The organism is Marinobacterium iners DSM 11526 (assembly GCF_900107855.1).
GTDB classification, from domain to species: Bacteria; Pseudomonadota; Gammaproteobacteria; order Pseudomonadales; family Balneatricaceae; genus Marinobacterium; species Marinobacterium iners.
This window is the reverse complement of sequence record NZ_FNRJ01000015.1, coordinates 89,083-106,509: the sequence shown is the minus strand read 5'-3', so window position 1 is coordinate 106,509 and position 17,427 is coordinate 89,083. Positions and strand designations below refer to the sequence as shown.

Sequence of the window (17,427 nt, the reverse complement as noted above, 5' to 3'; positions counted from 1 at the left end):
TTCTTAACTAATTCGTGCATTTGGTCTATATGCCATATATAGTCTGAATATTTCAAATGAAGCTGTACAAGTGCTTCAACAGTATCATCTACTGAATCTAAGTCATCTCTTTCTATTTTTGAAAGGATATTCTCAATTTCAAAAAACATTATTTTGTAATCTTCAAGATTATCTTTCTGTTCATTTATTTCTTCCTGAGTGATTATTTTTTTTGCGCATGCATTATTAAGATTTAGGATTATATCTAATGTCTTTGATAGTTCTTCATGCATAAAATATCCTTTCTATGGAATTCTGCGGCCTTCACTTATTGCTTTATCTGTCTTTTTTGAATTCAAAGTTCCATCCAAATTCAATACCGCTTTGACCTTACCTCTTTTATCAAATACCTCAATGTGATCATAATGCTGAGTATCTAAATAAAACTGATCACCTTTTTTTAAATAGGGATTATTTGTTTTCCCTTTAATCTGATAAACGGTTGCTCCTTTAACCACTTTACTTGTTTTCTGTGATATATCTTTTAGTGTACTTCCGAATTTTTGCTCAAAAAATTCTGACATATTTGCTGCTTTTAGTATCTCACAGCTTGCATTATGCACCCAGGCCTTCGCCTCACCGGCAAAGTAGTTCGGCGTATTGGCAACGCTGAAGTTGTATACCTGGGTGGGCTCTTCAACGTAGGTGTTGCCATAGGCCACCACATCGCCTTCCAGGGTGGCGATGGGGTCTTCCCACTCCAGGTCCTTGGCTTCTGTCCAGCCCTTGCCCTGTACCCAGAAGGGATGTTCCGGGGTGGCGGTAAGGGTGCCGAACTCGGTATCGATGCGCTGGTAGCCGGGGGCGGTGCGGCTGAGCTCCTGAATGATCGGCTGAGCAGCATCAGTAAAGCCTGAGGTGTTGCGAGACTCAACCCGGTCGCCCACGCTGAGCTGCTCAATGGGCACAGGGCCTGTGGGCGTCCAGATCAGGGTACCGGCCGGGAAACTGGCACACTCGATATCGTGCTCCAGATCGTCGGCATACCGGGCGAGGCTGTCGTTGCCGCTGAGCTTGGCCAGCTTGCCCACGACCTTGAGCGCGACGGCTGGGTTGATGTGCTGCCCCAGGATGCGGCCGATGTCGTAGGGACCGCACTGCATCACGGTCTCGACATCGTCGAGTACCGATCCGATCAGCTCTTCCATGGTGCCGATGGGGTCGGTGGCGAAAGCCTTGGCGACGTCCAGCAGCACGGAGGGATCTTCAAGGATCTCCAGCAGATCTTTGACCTGGTCACCGAGGCCATCAATCAGGCCTTCGATGAAGTCACCGAGAACGTGGATGGCGACTTTGACGCCCTGAGCCAGGTTATGGAACGTCTCACCGATGCCCCTGCAATACCAGCTGTCGCACTCTTCCACCTGATACTTGGGATCATCCCAGGTGGTTTGGCACTCAGGCCCTTTGGGTGTATCGGTGCCTGGTGGGTTGCTGTCTTCGTTGCCGGTATCCGAAGGAGGAGTATCGCTGTTGCCTTCGGTGTCACCGGTATCAAGATCCGAACCTGTTCCACCCTGGCCATGGCCATCGGCCCAGTCGGGGTGCGCAAAGTCAGAGCCGTTGCCGAGATGATCGGGTACATAACTGGAGGCCAGGCTGCCGTCGTAGCCTGTTTGGCCGCCCCAGGGGGTTGACGTTCCGCCGGTGGCCAGCTGTTCTTGTGGCCCACCCTGTGTACGCTCGGTGCCCTGGTCAGCAATGGAGACCATCAGGCTGTTCTCCCAGGCCTCGCTCTGCATGCGCACCAGCGTGGTGGCACTGACCGGGATCATTCCGTTGCGGTACAGCTGGTGTTCAAAGCTGCCGGGTGTGGTTGTGCCCTGGCCGATAAAGCTGATCACCTGGCGGATGAACGGCATGCGCAGCTCGACGCCCCAAGTGGTCTCCACCTTGAGCAGGTTGGCATCCTGGATATTCAGACCACTGCTGGCGCCGATAGCGGTACTGCGGTTTTTCAGGTCACTGTTGGGCAGTACGCGACGGCCGTTTTCAGTCAGGCCGAAGTCGTCGAAGGTTTCTGGCGTGGGGTTGAGGATACGCAGGCGCGACTGAGTGCCGAGTGTGGCGACCAGTTCAGCCTGTGTCTGGATAAGGTTACCGGACCGCGGGGCGTAGAAGGGTAACATGCCCCGTGCAATGCCCTGTTGGATGGCAGACGGTTGGGCGTGATCGACGGCACCGGCCCGAGCACCCTGAACGGCAGCATGGTCGAGAGTTGTCTTGGCTTCGTAGACGCGGGCCCACTCGGCTGCGCCCATCATCAGTATGATGACAATGGGCAGCGCGATCAGCGATTCAACGGCGGCGGCCCCGCGTTCACGGATACGGTGTGTAAGCGTCCTGATCATGTTGCCCATATGGTTTCATCCCTGAATCTGGTGGCTCTCAGCAGGTGCTGGTTTCGTTGGCTGTGGACATGAATATTGAGCGGTCCAGTTCGACACCGGCCTCTTGAAGCTCGGTATAAAAACGTGGAGCAATACCCAAACTTTTGAATTCGCCATGAAGGCGACCGTCTGCATCAATACTGCTTTGGCGGAACTCGAACAGCTTTTGCATTAGTACGACATCTTCTTCCATGCCATCGACTTCCACGATGGATGTGACGCGACGGCGTCCGTCTGAAAAGCGGGACTGATGCACGATAATGTCTACCGCCGAGGCGATCTGCTCGCGTATGACGCGAACCGGCAAGTCCATGCCACTCATCAGCACCATGACTTCAAGCCGTGACAGCAGGTCTCGTGGTGAGTTGGAGTGTGCCGTGGTCATGGAGCCTTCGTGGCCGGTGTTCATGGCTTGAAGCATGTCGAGGGCTTCAGCTCCGCGACACTCGCCAACGATGATGCGATCAGGGCGCATTCGGAGAGAGTTCTTTACCAGATCGCGGATGGTGACTTCTCCAGTTTTTTCTACGTTGGCGGGTCGACTTTCCAGTGAAATAACGTGTTCCTGTGCCAGCTGCAGTTCCGCGGCGTCTTCGATGGTAATGATGCGTTCGAAGTGGGGAATGCAGTCTGACAGGGCGTTAAGGAAAGTCGTTTTACCTGAGCCGGTGCCGCCACAGACGACGATGTTTTTGCGATGGCGTACACAAATTTCCAGGAAGCGCGCCATTTCGGGGCTGAGGGAGCCAAAACCGACGAGTTTGTCCAGGTTGTACTTTTCAGCGGAAAATTTCCGGATGGTGACAACCGGGCCGATCAGTGACAGCGGTGGAATAATTGCATTCACGCGAGAGCCGTCCTTTAGACGGGCATCTACCATGGGCGATCCTTCATCGATACGACGCCCCAACGGCGAGACAATGCGTTCAATCACGCTCAGTAGAGAGCTGTTGCCGGTAAAGCGGGTGGAGGAGCGCTCGATTTTGCCATTGCGCTCCAGGTAGATCTGGTCTGGGCCATTAATCATGACTTCACTGACGGTGTTGTCAGCCAACAGTGGTTCAAGCGGCCCCAAACCAATGGATTCAGCTACGGTTTCCTGAATCAGAAGACGCTTGTTCAGATGTGCGGGTACTTCGATATGCTGGCTGGCCAGGATGGACTGAGCAGTATCGGTGGCCTCGGCACGCAAGTCTTCATCGTTCAATCCGTCGATGATGCCACGTTTATACAGGTCCATTTTTTCCAGGATCGCTTTTTGCAGTGCCTTCTTGGTCGCAATCCACGCTTGAGAGTCTTTTATATCTTGAGCACTGGGGCTGACCGTAGGGGCTACAGGTGATATTGTCGCCGGTATCTCTCTATCCTCTTTGGGCTTTTCCGGTTGGACCTGAGCCCGGCTTTCTTCGTAGCGGCTATCAGACTCGTCCAGAAGCTCTTCCGCAGTCTTGTAGGGGTGAATGAAGACCAGCTCTACGTCTCCCACGCGGCAACGGGTACCGGATTTGGGAGTAATCAGGCTTTGAGCCGGACGCCCATTGACTTCTAATTCACCGAACGCGATCAGCTTGAATCCGTCTTCCTGTACGGCGAGTGTCATGTGGTGCTTGAGTAATGTACCCGACTTGATGCGGATATCAGACCAGATAGATCGGCCTATCTTGTACACACCCGGGTCCAGTTCCCGTCGTTGAGGCGACTCTGAGGCTGAGTTTATTTCTAACGTAAACATTGCTTAATCCATGATGCTGAATTTGAGAGCATCGTCTGATTCCTGCTGCAGACGCTCGAAGAGCTTCATTCCTTTTTCGCTCTCGGCCTGGTTATCAACGATGCGCGGTGTGACCAGCACAATGAGTTCGGATTCGTTATTACGGAACGCACGGGACTTGAACAGTTCTCCCACGATGGGCAGGTCACCAAGACCAGGAACCTTATCGACAGACTTTGAGCCTTCTTGGCTGAACAGCCCGGCCAGTACGATGGTTTGGCCGCTTTCCGCATGCATTTCGGTGGAGGCCTTGCGTGAGGCGAAGCCGGGAATACCTAAAACACTGACGCTCTCATCCACCGCGCTGACTTCTATCGCGACTTCTGTTTGGATATAACCGGACTCATCCACAAGTGGTTGAATGTTAAGGCTGATGCCGAATTCTTTGAATATGACAGTGACTTCACCATCGTTACCTGAAACAGGGATAGGGACTTCACCGCCCGCCAGGAAGTCAGCGCTGCCGCCACTGATGCAGGAGAGCGTTGGCTCTGCCAGTAATTTGGCGTCACCATTGGTTTTCAACAGGTTGATGGCGGACGTCAGCGAAGTCGACCAGCCAAAGTATTGTTGTGAGCCGGAGATGGCGTTGGGCAGGTCAGAAAGAGCGGGGTTGAGAATCGCGTTACCCGGTAAGCCGGTTCCGCGGAAGTAGTTGTTTGTTGAGTAGTCGTCCAGGAATGAAAAAACCGGCCCATTGATGGCGTCTGACCAGTTGATACCGATCTCTTCCAGTGCGTTACGGTTGACTTCAAGGAACTGGGCGTGGATGAGTACGGTTTGCTTGTGTTCGAATTCAGGTGGAAAAACGAGTGAGTATATATTGGAGTAGGCCTCGGCTATTGCCTGAATACGCTCATGCTCGCGTACGGTTGAAGCGGTACCTTCAATGACAAAACTGTTGTCGATTTTTCGTATTTCGATGCCATCGATATCGGAGAAAAGAGCGTTGACCACCTTTTCAGTAGGGCCATCAACGTAGCCTTTTACGTTGATAAGAACGCGCTTCTTTTTACCATTCAGATCCCAAATAATCACATCTGAGATACCGGGCTCTTTAGCAATAACAAGTACTTCGCCCACCTCTTCAAGCGCTTCAACCTGAAGAATATCGCCGTTGCCCACAGCGACACGCTTCAAGGATTTGGCGGGGATGATATAGGTCTCGCCCACCGTGAGTTGCTGGGTGGGTGGTTGTGTGTTCTCAACAGCCAACAAGCCAGGTGATATTGCGATGAGACAACATGAAACAAGCACTCGATAAATGTTCAGAAGAGTCTGCATACGGTTTTCCTTAACCCCCGATAATGATTTCAATGCTTGAAGTCGATACTGTCTGGTTGTTGCCGAGAATGGTTGTTTTGGACACCACGCCCTCATAGCCGGGGCCGCGTTCTTCGGCGCCTCTGAGTACGAAGGATATGTCGCCTATTTTGCGAGCGTGGGTGACCGTGGATGATTCTGCAGGAGACAGATCAAGTGTGACGGTGTTGTATTGGATCACCTGGCCTGCAGGGTTTTCGGAGGTTTCCACTCCTGTTGCCAAAACACGGATGTTGTCCAGCAACAGTGTTGTCATCAGCTCCTTTTTATCCTTGTCCTGGGTTGTCAAAAGGATATCCACTTCGTCATTGGGCGAAAGCATGCCCGCGGCGGATGACAGGTTGTCAATGTTGAGTGTCACGGCGCGTCTGCCTTCATCGATCAAGGCGGCAAACTTTCCTCCCTTGCGTTGAGACATATGTGAGCGCAGCAACGTTTCACCCTTGCCAAGGGGCTCAGATAATGCAAAGCCGCTTACTGCACTGAAATCTGCTTTGCGAATGGCACTGCCATGAACAAATCCGGACGGTACCTTGCGCAATGAAACGGTACGTGGAGAAACGACATCACCAGGGCGAAGATCGAAGTTGGCGACCACCACCTCTATCGGCTCGTACTGTTTGTCAATTGCGGCTTCTTTGGCCTGGAGGGTGTTCTGGATGTATTGATTTGAGAGGTACACCGCCGCACTGGCCGCCAAAATGGAGAACAGTATGAGTGCAATGGTAATCAAGCGTCCCTTCATAATTACTTCCTGAGATTATGGTCAGTTGGGGATGGATAGCGTTTCCACTGCCTGGTCGTGATGCTGTTCAAGCATGTTCCGGATGGCGGGCAAACCAAAAAACAAACCGGCTAATACGCTGGCTATCACGATATATTCCACCAGGCTGCTGCCAGCGGCATATTTTCGAGGTTTCATTTAGTGAGCTCTTTACTGATTAGAATGAGAGTTCCCATGCCCTTCTCGCCCGGTTGGGCTGTGGCATGTGCATGTTCTTGCCCTTCCTGCCGAGAAAAGTAGCGTGTGGAGCGATAATTTCGCGTGGTGCTCCAGCCGTCGTTTGTCATCATGCGCTCAACGACTGCCAGTGCTTCAGATTGACCCGATTGAGTGCCAAGTACGGTAAATTCCTGAACAGAGGGGCCATCAAAAAAAACCTGTTTTTCGATGCGGATGAAGCCCAGAGGCAAGCGTGTTTCGCTCTCTTTGGCAGGGCGTCTTGCGGAAACCGTGTATACGCCTTCGGTTTCTGTCTGTCCGCTTGTGAGTCGAATGCTGTAAAACCGATTCTCATCGGCTGTTGCCAGCGTTGTCCAACCTTCGTTGTCTTGAGTGACTTGGACTGTTGAGCCGATGTTTTCGAGGTGTTCTTTGAGTCGTGGAATGACTGAGCTGGCTTGTTCCCTTGTCTTAAAGCTTCGGATACTCATTGGAATATCGTTGAATTCCATGTATTCAGCGATCCAGAACATTTGCAAGCCAGCAGGAGCCTTGGGTGAATCAAGCTCCAGTGCCGTCGCATAAAAGGGGGTTACAGCCAAGGCAAGAAGTAACAACCACTTCACGGTATGTACTCCTGAAGAATAGCCTCGGGAGCGGCCACAATATCAGGATTTGCGCCGTCTAATCCTTCCTTGAACAGGGGGAAATAGCCAAATGTTTGCGTTCCCAGTGCAACGGCCAGGTCAAGTTCATCTTCCAGTGTCAGACGGCGAATACGCTGTTTATAGCTCGACAGGTTATCGGCCTGCCATGTGTCGGTTAAAATTGCCGAGGATGCTTGAAAATTCATGACGCTCGGAGAGAGGTAATGATCGGGATCAAAAAAACTGGAAAGCGTCGTGGCTTGGCCCGGTTTTGGAATACGCAGTCGGTTGGTGGAAGGCAGTGACACTTGATAGCGCGTGACGGTGTTGGTGTCTAAACCTGCTTGAGATGCTATCTGCCTGGTAGCGGCCCGGTGCGAGGTTGTCCCGATATTGTTTTCCTGGCTGACGTTCACGCGAACCGTGCTGCCATCGCTGACCATCAGTGTCCGGGTTGACTGGTCTCGCCACAGAGGATCTTCAGATACGCCCTGCTGATCCAGCACACTGCGATCGACAACAGAAGCGCTTCGGTGCCCCATCAGTCGGTCGGTCGCTTCAATCTGGTAGTCACTTTGCTGTTTTGCGCCTTGCCATATGACATCCTCCCAGGCGACATAGCGAGCCGCCTCGACGGTTTTGTGGCGCATATCGGCGTACTTCCCGAGTAGCGAGATACCAAAGAATAAAGGTATGGCCGCCAAGCAGCCTATGATGAGTTCGACAGTGGCTGCGCCTGTTTCATTTTTCCTCATGTGTATGGCCCCTGATTTCATCACTGCCAGTTGCGCTCGGGGATCTCAAATACAGTTGTGTCGACACATTTCTGGGTCAGTGACAGCGTCTGTTTTGTCTGTTTTGATCCGCCCTCATGCACAATTTGCCAGTCTATGGGTGTGTTGCGACCATAAATTCTTAAGCTACAGCTGGATACGGTTGCCCCTGACGCAATCGTTTTCGTTGATACTCGGCACCGGTGGCCTGCAAATACATCGGTGTTGTCTGTCTTGGCGGATATTTCTTCGATTGCTACCGCGGGGTTATGATCGCGAGGCGCTGTTTGGCTTCGCTTGTTGTAGTCCCGTTTATCACCTTTGGAAGAGCGATAGATGTAGCCATCTACCTGCCAGGTCTCTTTTTCGAATGGGGCCCATCGATAGGCAAACCCGCCCGTTTCCAAAATACCGGTAGGGATACGACGCTCGCTGTCTTCGTGTATATATTCTTCGCCGCCAACGCTGAAATAGTGTTTAACCTGACCTCGGCCCTCGCCGCGAATATTGAGTCCTTTGGAGCCCGGAAGCAGGGTTGTCTCATGTTGGGTGATCAGCTCTACAGCCTCGACTGTGCCGTCCGGGCACGAGCTCGACGCCATGACTGAAGCACTGGCCAGGGCCAAACAAAACGTTAAACTGCGGATCATAGCCATGGTTCTACCAGCTTTACCTTCCAAAATGGATTGTAGAAGTTTGAATACTGTGGCGTGTCGTTGGCAAAGCCGGTGGCGGGTTTCTCAAAGTAGAGTCGGGCCTTGCTGTAGCCGCTGATTACGGTGCCTTTACTGTCGATATCCATCACGGTGCGGGGCACGGTTTCGTTGTCAAACTTGGTAGCCAAGGTCACCAGGTCGATATAAAGCTCTTCATCCGGATCGGATCGCTTACGCGCGTAAGAGTGTATGCCCTGATAGTCTTCGTAAAACTCGTCAGTGTCTGCCCTGCCCCAACCAAGGGTGCTCCAGCTCCAGCCCTTGGGAGTCCATTGGCCGAACTTGAGTGCGTCATCGGCTTTCCAGTACCCAAGGTCTGTGTCCAGTTCATGATGGGTAGAACCTTCTTTCTTAAGCTCGTAGAGGCCGGGCACGAGGGTTTCATGCCATTTCCTGTTATTCAGCCAGCGGGTTGAGCCAGCGTAACTAAGCTCCACCAGGTTAGACATTTCGTTGTCGTCATCTCCTGGTGACAATATCTCTACTGCACCAAGCAATTTTGCTCGATAAACCGTGATGGCAGCATCGATCACGGGCTTGTATGAGTTACCACTACTGCCGTTCAGGTCTGATGTGTTGTTGAACCGCAGGATGGGGTCGTGTGCCTCCACCACGGTGCGCATGATTGACTCGACCTGTGTAGGGGTGAGGTCCAGCTGTGCTTGATACTGGGATGTGGCATAAAGAAGGTTAACGGTATCAATGGCCGGTATCATTATTTCGGCTGTGTATTCGGCGGCTTCTCTGACAACGGTAGAATATTCTTCAAGTGCTGCCACAACAGCATTCAAATAGGGGATAAAGCGCGCAATCTGGTTGATATTGGACGTGGTACTTTCCACGTAGCGTGTCCAGCTGACATAGGCAATCATGTGCCCCGCCGCAACGTGGTTGGCAACCATTGCGCGGTTGGTATAAGCCATATAGTTGAGCTGGCGCGCGGCCCACACCCCTCCACTGTATGCAGCAGCATCGGCAGCATTGCTGGAGATGGTCTTGTCAGTGACTTTTTGCGTCACGTTAAACATGATCACCAGCATTACGCCACCGATGGCAATTGCAAACAGGATAAGGGGCAGTATTTGCCCCTTTACATGTTTCATATTGTCTCTCTTAGCGAACAATCAGCCAGCAATAACGATTACTGGTTGTTCTGGCTATTGTAAGTGGAGAGATTATCCTGCTGTTCCGCATAAGTAGATGCTTGATCAGCATTATCTCCAGCCGCATCTACTTCATCCTGGCCCGAGTTGCCTGACATTTCCTGAGCCATGGCCGCTGTTTGGTTACCGATAACGTCACCAAAAGCCGCAAATACACCGATTGCAGCAACCGCAATCAATGCAGTAATGATGATGTATTCAGACATGCCTTGGCCGCGCTGTTTTTTGGCCATAGGATTCGTGGCAGATATCCGTTTCATTTGACCTCCGTCAACTAATTTTCAGATTTATAGGTGTACCACAACACTTTGCTTAGCGATATTTGCTCAAGGTCTGCACTTTTAAGTGTTAAAAACCCCCTTTCACTTAGTGTGGTAATACGATCCCCACGGCGCTCCGTGATGTACATTTCCCCATGGATGGTATTGATAATTCCCACTCCACGAGAAGGCGGTATGTCTTTAACTGGTATATGAGAGGAATCAACATATGTGCTGAACTGCTCCATGTTCGTCGCGTCACTGATGCCGAGTTGGCGTGCCGGAAAGAAACCATCAATGTAAAACGGTGTTTCCGCTTTGAGTGGTTCTGACGAGACGTGCTCATATCCATAAGCAATTTGAGCGTAAATCATACAGATCATAATCAGGATGTAAATACCGACAGGGGGGGAAGTAATGTGAATTTTTTCTTTTCTTATAAGCAGGATGGGGAGAGTCATTAAAATTAGTATGTGTTGTGCGACAAAAGTTGAAGAGTATAAGGTGTCACTATTTGATGTCACTGTCACATACAGGTTTTGCCAGCTTGAGTCCTTTGCCGTAACGATTTCTCTTCCTTTTGCATCAATATAAGTTGATAAGCGGATATTGCCAGCTCTTAATATTGGCGTTCCCATTTCGCGTGCACGAATCTTGTCTGATATCAGGTGTAACTCTGGAAGATATGTATCTGCTATTTCAGCTTCATTGGTTAGTACTATTCCTATATCGCTTGTCGATAGACGGAAGCGCGCATTGTATACATCCAGGCTTTCTGAGCAGATAAACGATGCCAAGGTAAAATCTTTGAGACTGAAGCTGGCCTGCTCTCCGGGGATAATCAGTTTTTCAGCGATGGGCAATGGTTTTCGTTTTTCGTGGATAGCTTGAACATGGTTGTATTGATCCCAGAATCTTACTTGGCTTGAAATACCATTCGTTTCTGTATCTACATAATGGTGTGCAATGAGTGGGTATGAATGGCGTGCGTTCAGTATTTCCTGAACGACAGGGGTCGCAGTGGAATGGAAACCGGGCATGGACGATTCAGGCAAAATTGCCACATCCACTGTTTGCTGGTTTGCTTCCTGAAGGGCGCGGATCATGTGGGTCTTCCAGTAATGGAGCCCGTCGGAAATCCCCGGGTAGCTGGTGACATGTTGAGGCAGTACGGTTTGAATAATGGCAATATTCAAGCCGGTTGACGGTGATGGTGTATTAGCTGGCGGATTCGGTATTAACCAGGCAATTAGCGATAAGAAGACAGCAATGGCAAGCGAAAACCTGGAAATAATTACAAAAAATCCCAGAATTAACCCAAATGCTATCTCTGATCCTACATATGGTAAAAGTCTATCGAAAAGTGGGTATTCGTTGATGAAGAACGTATATGAAACAGGAATACTCAAAGCTGATAACAGGATGTCGGCTAAACTAAAAAGCCCTGTCATGATTAGAAGGTTTACTAAGATGTTTCGTGTTTTTATAGATGCTATACATATAATTGAAAACGTATAGAAGAAGTGTGTTATGACTAATGCTAAATAGATTGGCAAATACTGGTCTATTATTTTATAAAAAATGATTCCTGGTATTAGTATTGATGAAACTGCACTAATAATTACAGGGTATACTACAGGCTTTAATTTTATCACGTCTTTTACTGTGTACTGAAACGTTCTAGTGCTTTAAGAATATCGACAATTTCTTCGGAGCGCTCTTGAATCGGTAAGCTTTCATTATATTCGTTCAAAAAAGCATAACCTCTGGATATATTAATTATTGCCAAATTGAACAATGCTTTTTTATGAGAGGGCTGAATTTCAATAGCGCTCTCGAAAGCTTGCTCGGCAGCTTTAATACGACCAAGCCGGAAGGCGGAAACCCCCTTTCTGAATTCGATGTCAGCATCCGTTAATTGATCAGATATCTGGCTGTACAGACTATAGCTGAGTTGCCAGTCTTGATTCCTGTAAGCGTTATCAGCGGATTTCCACAACTCCTTAGGTGGAGCATTATCCGCTTTTTCGGGTGTGCTTGAAGGTTGGAAAGCGCAACCGAGCAGCGTCAAACTCAGTAGAAAGGTGAAAAAAATCTTCATTTTACGGCCATAAGATAAGTGAGTTTCGACAGAACAGTCATATATGGAATGCTTGCAGCCGATTCGGCCACGTAGTGAGTACCCTGCGGTGCTTTAACTACACGCCATGGCTTCACGTCCGGGTAGCCTTTTATAATCTTGTATTCGGCATCCAGGAAAAATATATGTAAGTCATATCGCATGAAAAAAGTATGTATGGAGCCACCAGGTGAAAAAACTAATATTGTACGTGTTTTGTCAATCGGGCGTGTAAGAGCCCCAGTAAGGCGCTTTGAAAAAGTATCCATCCATTCAAACTGCAACTCTGCCACACTCGTCATTTCAACAGCTTTTCTACAAGCCCAGAATCCAAGAACTGGACAATGATAGGGACGCTGATAATCATAAATGTGATCGGGAACAGCAGTCCAACAAGCGGGAGCAACATTTTTACGGGTGCTTCATTAGCCTTTTTCTCGGCACGCAGAAAGCGCTCCTTTCTTCGCTGCTTTGCTTGGGTGGCCAACATGTTTGTAATACTACCGCCGGTCTCTTCGGCCTGAATAATGGCAGCGGTGAAGTTTGTAATCGCAGGGATATCGACGCGGGTTGAAAGGTTTTCCAGTGCTTGAGCCCTCGCCAGCCCAGTACGGATATCACGCTGGTATCGAACAAATTCTCTTTTTAGAGGCCCTTCGGGGATTTTGTTGATGCCTTGCTGGATTGCCCCCGCGAAGGGAAGCCCCGCTCTCATCATCAGAACCAGCAGATCCAGTAGGAATGGAAATGCCTTCTCTATCTGATTTCTGCGTTGCTTGATTGTGTCGTTTAACCAGATGTCCGGGTAGATATGGCCCAAAACGGCCATGCCACCCAATATTGCCACTATTTTGGGGGCATCATGCATATCAAGTATCTGAATGATCAGGTAGCCGAAACCTGTGGTGAGGGCCAATGAAAGCCGTCGTAGCGCGATGAATTCGTTCGGAGTTAGAGAGAACAGCAAATCGGCTCGAAGAAGTTTTAATCGTATTATATCGAGGGTTTCTGGTTTTGTTTTCTTCGAGAAAACGTTTGAGTAGGCGCGAAGTAGTGGACGCAGCGCCTTCAGAAAAAAGCCGAGGCTATCACTGCCGGACGACATCAGTTCGATATCAGGGTCTTTGGCAGCTTTCAAAATCACCAATGGTACCAGCGAGATCAGCACTACAGCGGTGACTATTGCCGCCAGGGATATGTAAAGCAGTGATTCAGACATCGATATTAACTATTTTATAGATTAACCAGACAGCCAATACCATCATGGCTGACATGACTGCCAGCATCAGCCAGCCCCAAGGCTCGTTGAATAGAGCAGACATTTTCTCGGGCTCTTGATAGTAGAGAGCCAACCCTACACCGAATGGCAGCAGGCTGATCACCCAACCTTGTGCCTTGCCCGTTGCTGTCAGGGCCGCGATTTTGCCCTCGACCTGTGCTTTTTCTCTCAGAGTGTCTGCCAGAATTTCAAGTGTATCCGCCAAGTTACCGCCAACGTTACGAGAGACGGATATGGCTATATTCAGAAGCTCGAGCTCTGGGCATTTAAGACGCTCTTTCATGTCTTTCAGAGACTCTTCCACATCTTTTCCCACTCTGTTTTCCGCGACCAGCAATGAAAACTCCTGGCAGAGGGGACTGGGCTGCCTGATGGCAAGCATTTCGAGCCCTTTGCTCAGGCTGCCTCCGCCTTTCATGGATGTTGATAGTGAAGAAAGAGCATCTGGAAGTTGGTAGACGAACGCTTCTCGGCGCTTTCGTTTGACGAGCCAGTGGTAGATCCAGGGGGTGGACAGGCCAGCAATCAGCCCCGGCACAACGCCGAAGAAACCAAACAGGAAGAAGCCTGCCGCAACACACAGGATGCAACTCAAAGCTGTGGCGGCAAGAAGTTGGGTCGGTGAGGTGGAAACGAAGTTTTGCTTAAGTTGCGAGTCTACATGCCCTACTACTTTGACGTTGTAGATTGAAAGCAGTGACTTGCCATATTTGACAATCAATAACGATAAGAGGGCCGTGGTGATGAAGGTGAGGGCTAGTGCCATCCACATCAGATTTGGCGCCGTATCCATGGCTCGAATCCTTCTTTATAAAAGCGTGTACATGATAACCAAGAAATCTACAGGTTCAATGTTGATTTTGATAAAAATTGATCTTACTTACCGATACAGAATGAGCTGAAGATTCTGCCGAGCAGATCATCCGAGCTGAACTCACCGGTTATCTCGCTGAGTACTTGTTGTGCCTGGCGCAAATCTTCGGCCAGCAGCTCGCCGGCTCCGTGCGCTTCGAGCTGTTTGGCTCCGGTTTCAAGCAGCTGACGAGTGCGTTCCAGTGCATCGACATGACGGCGACGTGCCATGAATCCGCCTTCCGTTGTGGCATTGAAACCCATTACCTGCTTTAGATGCTCGCGCAGCAGATCAATTCCCAGCCCCTGTTTGGCACTTAGAGAAATCAGGCTGTATTCACCTTCCTGACGCATGCCAACCGGTTCGCCGGTCAGGTCGGCTTTGTTGCGAATCAGGGTGACATGGCTGAAGTCGTCAAGGTGATCGGCCAGTTCGGGCCATAACTGAGAGGGATCAGTGGTCGCTGAATGGCTGCTGTCGACCATCATCAGAATGCGGTCGGCGCGGCGGATCTCTTCCCAGGCGCGGTCAATACCGATGCGCTCGACAGCATCAGGGGCATCGCGAAGCCCGGCGGTATCGATGATATGCAGCGGCATGCCATCAATATGGATATGCTCGCGCAGCACATCGCGTGTTGTACCTTCTATGTCGGTGACAATGGCGGTGTCTCGCCCTGCCAGTGCGTTGAGCAGGCTGGACTTGCCGGCATTGGGGCGCCCTGCAATGACTACATTCATGCCTTCGCGCAACAGACTGCCCTGGCGTGCTTCCTGACGCACCTGCTGCAGATTTTTGAGGATCAGTGCCAGGTCTGACTGCACCTTGCCATCTGCAAGAAAATCGATCTCTTCTTCTGGGAAGTCGATGGCGGCTTCCACATAGATGCGTAGCTGAATCAGGGACTCCACCAGTGCATGCACACGCTCGGAAAATGCGCCCTGCAGTGAGCGCAGTGCGCAACGTGCGGCCTGCTCTGACGAGCTGTCGATCAGATCCGCAATGGCTTCTGCCTGGGCCAGGTCCAGCTTGTCGTTGAGGAAAGCGCGCTCGGAAAACTCTCCGGGGCGTGCCAGTCGTGCGCCCAGTGCGATCACCCGTTGCAACAGAAGGTCAATGATGACCGGGCCGCCATGCCCCTGCAGTTCAACCACATCTTCACCAGTGAAGGAGTGGGGATTGGGAAAGTAGAGTGCAATGCCCTGGTCCAGCTGTCCGCCCTGTCCATCCAGGAACGGGGTGTAGTGGGCGTAACGGGGTTTTGGTGTAAAGCCCAGCAGCTGTTGCGCGATGGTAAGCGCATCGGGCCCGGACAGTCTGATAATTCCAACACCGCCTCGGCCGGGGGGCGTTGCCTGGGCTGCGATGGTGTCCTGCGCACTGCTGAGCATGGTGGTCTCCTTAACACAACGAAAAAGGCTCCCGTGGGAGCCTTTTCATTTTACCTGCAGAGCATGCCTTTAGTCTTTGGCAGCATTGCCTGCTTCGATCTGTTTGTTGATGACCCACTGCTGGGCAATCGACAGAATGTTGTTCACCAGCCAGTACAGAACCAGACCTGCCGGGAACCAGAGGAAGAAGAAGGTGAAGATCACTGGCAGCATCTTCATCAGCTTCGCCTGCATGGGGTCGGGCGGTGTCGGGTTCAGCATCTGCTGAATGAACATGGTGATGCCCATCAGAATCGGCAGAATGAAGTACGGGTCCATCTGCGACAGGTCCTGAATGTATCCGTAGAAAGGCGCATGACGCAGTTCGACGGACTCCATCAGTACCCAGTACAGAGCGATGAAGATCGGCATCTGAACCAGAATTGGCAGGCAGCCTCCCAGCGGATTGATCTTCTCTTTCTGGTACAGCTTCATCATTTCCTGAGACATCTTCTGACGATCGTCGCCATAGAGCTCTTTCAGGCGCGCCATTTCAGGGCCGAACTTGCGCATTTTCGCCATCGAGCGGAACGCCTTGGCGTTCAGATGGAACAGCGCAGCCTTGACGATGATGGTGATGCCAATGATCGCAAGGCCCCAGTTGCCAACCAGTGAGTGAATCCACTTCAGCAGCATGTACAGTGGGGAGGCAATCCACCACAGCCAGCCGTAGTCGATGGTCAGGTCCAGGTCAGGAGCAATCAGCTTGAGCTGATCAACATCCTTGGGACCGGCATAGAAAGTGGCGCTGACGGTTTCAGACTGTCCTGGGGACACTGTAAAGGTGGGCGACAGGAAGCCTGCAATGTAATTGCCGTTCAGCTTGCGGGACTGGTAGGTGTATTCGGTGCCCGGTTCCGGTATCCATGCGCTGAGGAAATAGTGCTGAACCATGGCGACCCAGCCGTCAGGGCTGGAGACATTGAACCGCTCATCATCCATATCGCCGAAATCAACTTTCTGGTAGTTGTTTGTGGCGGTGGAGAAAACAGCGCCCAGATAGGACTGCATGCCCATGCTGTTCTGCTGTGAGGGGTCACTCGAGCCATCACGCTTGATCTGGCCGAAGAGCACACCCTGGAAAGGTGCTTCTGTCGGGTTCTTGATCAGGTATTCCATACCAACCCGGTATTCACCCTGGAAAAAGGTGAAGCGTTTGGTCACTTCAACACCCTTGTCGGTGGTGAGGCCAAGATCCACGGTCAGGGTATCGTTTTCCAGTGTGTATTCAGTCTGAGCGCTGGTGTAAAGCGGCCTGCCCGTGACATTAGCATCAGGCCCGTCGGGCCCGATCAAGCCGCTTTGAGCGACATATGTACGGTTGGCATTCTGCTCCAGCAGGACAAAGGGCTGAGTTGAATTCAGTGCCCCCTGATGTTGTGGCAGAGCGGCCTGAATGATGTCGCCACCGCGTGGGTCGATCAGCAGTTCGAGCACGTCAGTGCGGACCTTGATCAGGCTGGCGGCAGATGCTTGGGCGGCACCCTCTGCAGCTGTTCCGGTCTGGGGAATATCTGCACTTGCCGCAGCATCGGATGCCTGTGGCAGTTCTGAAACGGCTGATGCCGGGTCAGTGGAATAGGCGGAAGAGCTGGTGACCTGTTGTTCAGGCTGGTGGGAGGGACCGTAATCCTCGTTCCACTGCAATACCATCAGGTAGGATACCAGTGCCAGAGCGGCAATCAGTATGACTCGCTGTACATCCATGGTGGTAGAACCAT

General features: G+C 51.1%; 19 protein-coding genes. 1 reads left to right on the top strand and 18 read right to left on the bottom strand.

Features of this window, described 5'->3' with window-relative positions:
- The 12 genes from BLV48_RS14695 to BLV48_RS14645 all read right to left on the bottom strand — a co-directional run.
- Positions 1–272: hypothetical protein (locus BLV48_RS14695; RefSeq protein WP_091827540.1), on the bottom strand; the 272-nt coding region annotated here is incomplete at its 3' end.
- A gap of 12 nt (positions 273–284) precedes the next feature.
- Entirely contained in the window at positions 285–2,399 is a 2,115-nt protein-coding gene (locus tag BLV48_RS14690) for a polymorphic toxin-type HINT domain-containing protein (RefSeq protein WP_091827539.1), read from the bottom strand.
- A 28-nt stretch (positions 2,400–2,427) separates the two neighbouring features.
- A complete protein-coding gene (locus tag BLV48_RS14685) occupies positions 2,428–4,098 on the bottom strand; it encodes a TadA family conjugal transfer-associated ATPase (protein WP_254775057.1) in 1,671 nt (556 codons plus the stop codon).
- Positions 4,099–4,164: 66 nt separating this feature from the next.
- A complete protein-coding gene (locus BLV48_RS14680) occupies positions 4,165–5,484 on the bottom strand; it encodes a type II and III secretion system protein family protein (protein WP_175527690.1) in 1,320 nt (439 codons plus the stop codon).
- Positions 5,485–5,494: 10 nt separating this feature from the next.
- Complete coding sequence (gene cpaB / locus BLV48_RS14675; RefSeq protein WP_091827537.1) at positions 5,495–6,268, bottom strand: Flp pilus assembly protein CpaB; 774 nt, start codon at positions 6,266–6,268, stop codon at positions 5,495–5,497.
- Positions 6,269–6,289: 21 nt separating this feature from the next.
- The gene (locus BLV48_RS19010) at positions 6,290–6,445 is read right to left on the bottom strand and encodes a hypothetical protein (protein WP_175527689.1); all 156 of its coding nucleotides are present in this window, start codon (positions 6,443–6,445) and stop codon (positions 6,290–6,292) included.
- Entirely contained in the window at positions 6,442–7,092 is a 651-nt protein-coding gene (locus tag BLV48_RS14670; RefSeq protein WP_091827536.1) for a hypothetical protein, read from the bottom strand. The genes BLV48_RS19010 and BLV48_RS14670 overlap by 4 nt, the downstream gene beginning before the upstream one ends.
- Positions 7,089–7,868, bottom strand: a complete 780-nt coding sequence (locus BLV48_RS14665; RefSeq protein ID WP_091827535.1) for a hypothetical protein — start codon at positions 7,866–7,868, stop codon at positions 7,089–7,091. Before BLV48_RS14665 ends, BLV48_RS14670 begins: the two co-directional genes overlap by 4 nt.
- A gap of 20 nt (positions 7,869–7,888) precedes the next feature.
- Positions 7,889–8,542 carry a hypothetical protein gene (locus BLV48_RS14660; RefSeq protein WP_091827534.1) on the bottom strand — a complete coding sequence of 218 codons (654 nt, stop codon included), beginning with the start codon at positions 8,540–8,542 and terminating at the stop codon, positions 7,889–7,891.
- The gene (locus BLV48_RS14655; RefSeq protein ID WP_091827533.1) at positions 8,533–9,705 is read right to left on the bottom strand and encodes a hypothetical protein; all 1,173 of its coding nucleotides are present in this window, start codon (positions 9,703–9,705) and stop codon (positions 8,533–8,535) included. The genes BLV48_RS14660 and BLV48_RS14655 overlap by 10 nt, the downstream gene beginning before the upstream one ends.
- Before the next feature lie 38 nt (positions 9,706–9,743).
- Complete coding sequence (locus BLV48_RS14650) at positions 9,744–10,025, bottom strand: Flp family type IVb pilin (RefSeq protein ID WP_254775056.1); 282 nt, start codon at positions 10,023–10,025, stop codon at positions 9,744–9,746.
- A gap of 14 nt (positions 10,026–10,039) precedes the next feature.
- Positions 10,040–11,131 carry a nitrilase-related carbon-nitrogen hydrolase gene (locus BLV48_RS14645; protein ID WP_091827531.1) on the bottom strand — a complete coding sequence of 364 codons (1,092 nt, stop codon included), beginning with the start codon at positions 11,129–11,131 and terminating at the stop codon, positions 10,040–10,042.
- A gap of 76 nt (positions 11,132–11,207) precedes the next feature.
- On the opposite strand from BLV48_RS14645, the gene BLV48_RS19005 reads away from it, so the two are divergent.
- Entirely contained in the window at positions 11,208–11,543 is a 336-nt protein-coding gene (locus BLV48_RS19005; protein ID WP_091827530.1) for a hypothetical protein, read from the top strand.
- A 142-nt stretch (positions 11,544–11,685) separates the two neighbouring features.
- Here the strand turns inward: BLV48_RS19005 and BLV48_RS14635 are convergent, their stop codons facing one another.
- From BLV48_RS14635 to yidC, 6 genes are all read right to left on the bottom strand, one after another.
- The gene (locus tag BLV48_RS14635) at positions 11,686–12,126 is read right to left on the bottom strand and encodes a tetratricopeptide repeat protein (RefSeq protein ID WP_091827529.1); all 441 of its coding nucleotides are present in this window, start codon (positions 12,124–12,126) and stop codon (positions 11,686–11,688) included.
- Positions 12,123–12,446 (bottom strand): DUF192 domain-containing protein, encoded by a 324-nt coding sequence (locus BLV48_RS14630; protein ID WP_091827528.1) that lies wholly within the window; start codon positions 12,444–12,446, stop codon positions 12,123–12,125. The genes BLV48_RS14635 and BLV48_RS14630 overlap by 4 nt, the downstream gene beginning before the upstream one ends.
- Positions 12,443–13,363: a type II secretion system F family protein gene (locus tag BLV48_RS14625; RefSeq protein ID WP_091827527.1), complete on the bottom strand. Its 921-nt coding sequence runs from the start codon at positions 13,361–13,363 to the stop codon at positions 12,443–12,445. Before BLV48_RS14625 ends, BLV48_RS14630 begins: the two co-directional genes overlap by 4 nt.
- Entirely contained in the window at positions 13,356–14,216 is an 861-nt protein-coding gene (locus BLV48_RS14620; RefSeq protein WP_091827526.1) for a type II secretion system F family protein, read from the bottom strand. The genes BLV48_RS14625 and BLV48_RS14620 overlap by 8 nt, the downstream gene beginning before the upstream one ends.
- Before the next feature lie 83 nt (positions 14,217–14,299).
- The gene (mnmE, locus tag BLV48_RS14615) at positions 14,300–15,667 is read right to left on the bottom strand and encodes a tRNA uridine-5-carboxymethylaminomethyl(34) synthesis GTPase MnmE (RefSeq protein WP_091827525.1); all 1,368 of its coding nucleotides are present in this window, start codon (positions 15,665–15,667) and stop codon (positions 14,300–14,302) included.
- A 69-nt stretch (positions 15,668–15,736) separates the two neighbouring features.
- Positions 15,737–17,413 (bottom strand): membrane protein insertase YidC, encoded by a 1,677-nt coding sequence (yidC, locus tag BLV48_RS14610; protein WP_091827524.1) that lies wholly within the window; start codon positions 17,411–17,413, stop codon positions 15,737–15,739.
- Positions 17,414–17,427 lie beyond the last annotated feature (14 nt).

Coding starts and splice junctions, on each gene's coding strand:
- BLV48_RS14635 (WP_091827529.1), bottom strand. CDS start 12,126: ATGAAGATTTTTTTCACCTTTCTACTGAGTTTGACGCTGCTCGGTTGC.
- BLV48_RS14625 (WP_091827527.1), bottom strand. CDS start 13,363: ATGTCTGAATCACTGCTTTACATATCCCTGGCGGCAATAGTCACCGCT.
- BLV48_RS14690 (WP_091827539.1), bottom strand. CDS start 2,399: ATGGGCAACATGATCAGGACGCTTACACACCGTATCCGTGAACGCGGG.
- BLV48_RS14660 (WP_091827534.1), bottom strand. CDS start 8,542: ATGGCTATGATCCGCAGTTTAACGTTTTGTTTGGCCCTGGCCAGTGCT.
- BLV48_RS19005 (WP_091827530.1), top strand. CDS start 11,208: ATGGCAATATTCAAGCCGGTTGACGGTGATGGTGTATTAGCTGGCGGA.
- BLV48_RS14620 (WP_091827526.1), bottom strand. CDS start 14,216: ATGGATACGGCGCCAAATCTGATGTGGATGGCACTAGCCCTCACCTTC.
- BLV48_RS14630 (WP_091827528.1), bottom strand. CDS start 12,446: ATGACGAGTGTGGCAGAGTTGCAGTTTGAATGGATGGATACTTTTTCA.
- BLV48_RS14645 (WP_091827531.1), bottom strand. CDS start 11,131: ATGATCCGCGCCCTTCAGGAAGCAAACCAGCAAACAGTGGATGTGGCA.
- BLV48_RS14655 (WP_091827533.1), bottom strand. CDS start 9,705: ATGAAACATGTAAAGGGGCAAATACTGCCCCTTATCCTGTTTGCAATT.
- yidC (WP_091827524.1), bottom strand. CDS start 17,413: ATGGATGTACAGCGAGTCATACTGATTGCCGCTCTGGCACTGGTATCC.
- mnmE (WP_091827525.1), bottom strand. CDS start 15,667: ATGCTCAGCAGTGCGCAGGACACCATCGCAGCCCAGGCAACGCCCCCC.
- cpaB (WP_091827537.1), bottom strand. CDS start 6,268: ATGAAGGGACGCTTGATTACCATTGCACTCATACTGTTCTCCATTTTG.
- BLV48_RS14665 (WP_091827535.1), bottom strand. CDS start 7,868: ATGAGGAAAAATGAAACAGGCGCAGCCACTGTCGAACTCATCATAGGC.
- BLV48_RS19010 (WP_175527689.1), bottom strand. CDS start 6,445: ATGAAACCTCGAAAATATGCCGCTGGCAGCAGCCTGGTGGAATATATC.
- BLV48_RS14680 (WP_175527690.1), bottom strand. CDS start 5,484: ATGCAGACTCTTCTGAACATTTATCGAGTGCTTGTTTCATGTTGTCTC.
- BLV48_RS14650 (WP_254775056.1), bottom strand. CDS start 10,025: ATGAAACGGATATCTGCCACGAATCCTATGGCCAAAAAACAGCGCGGC.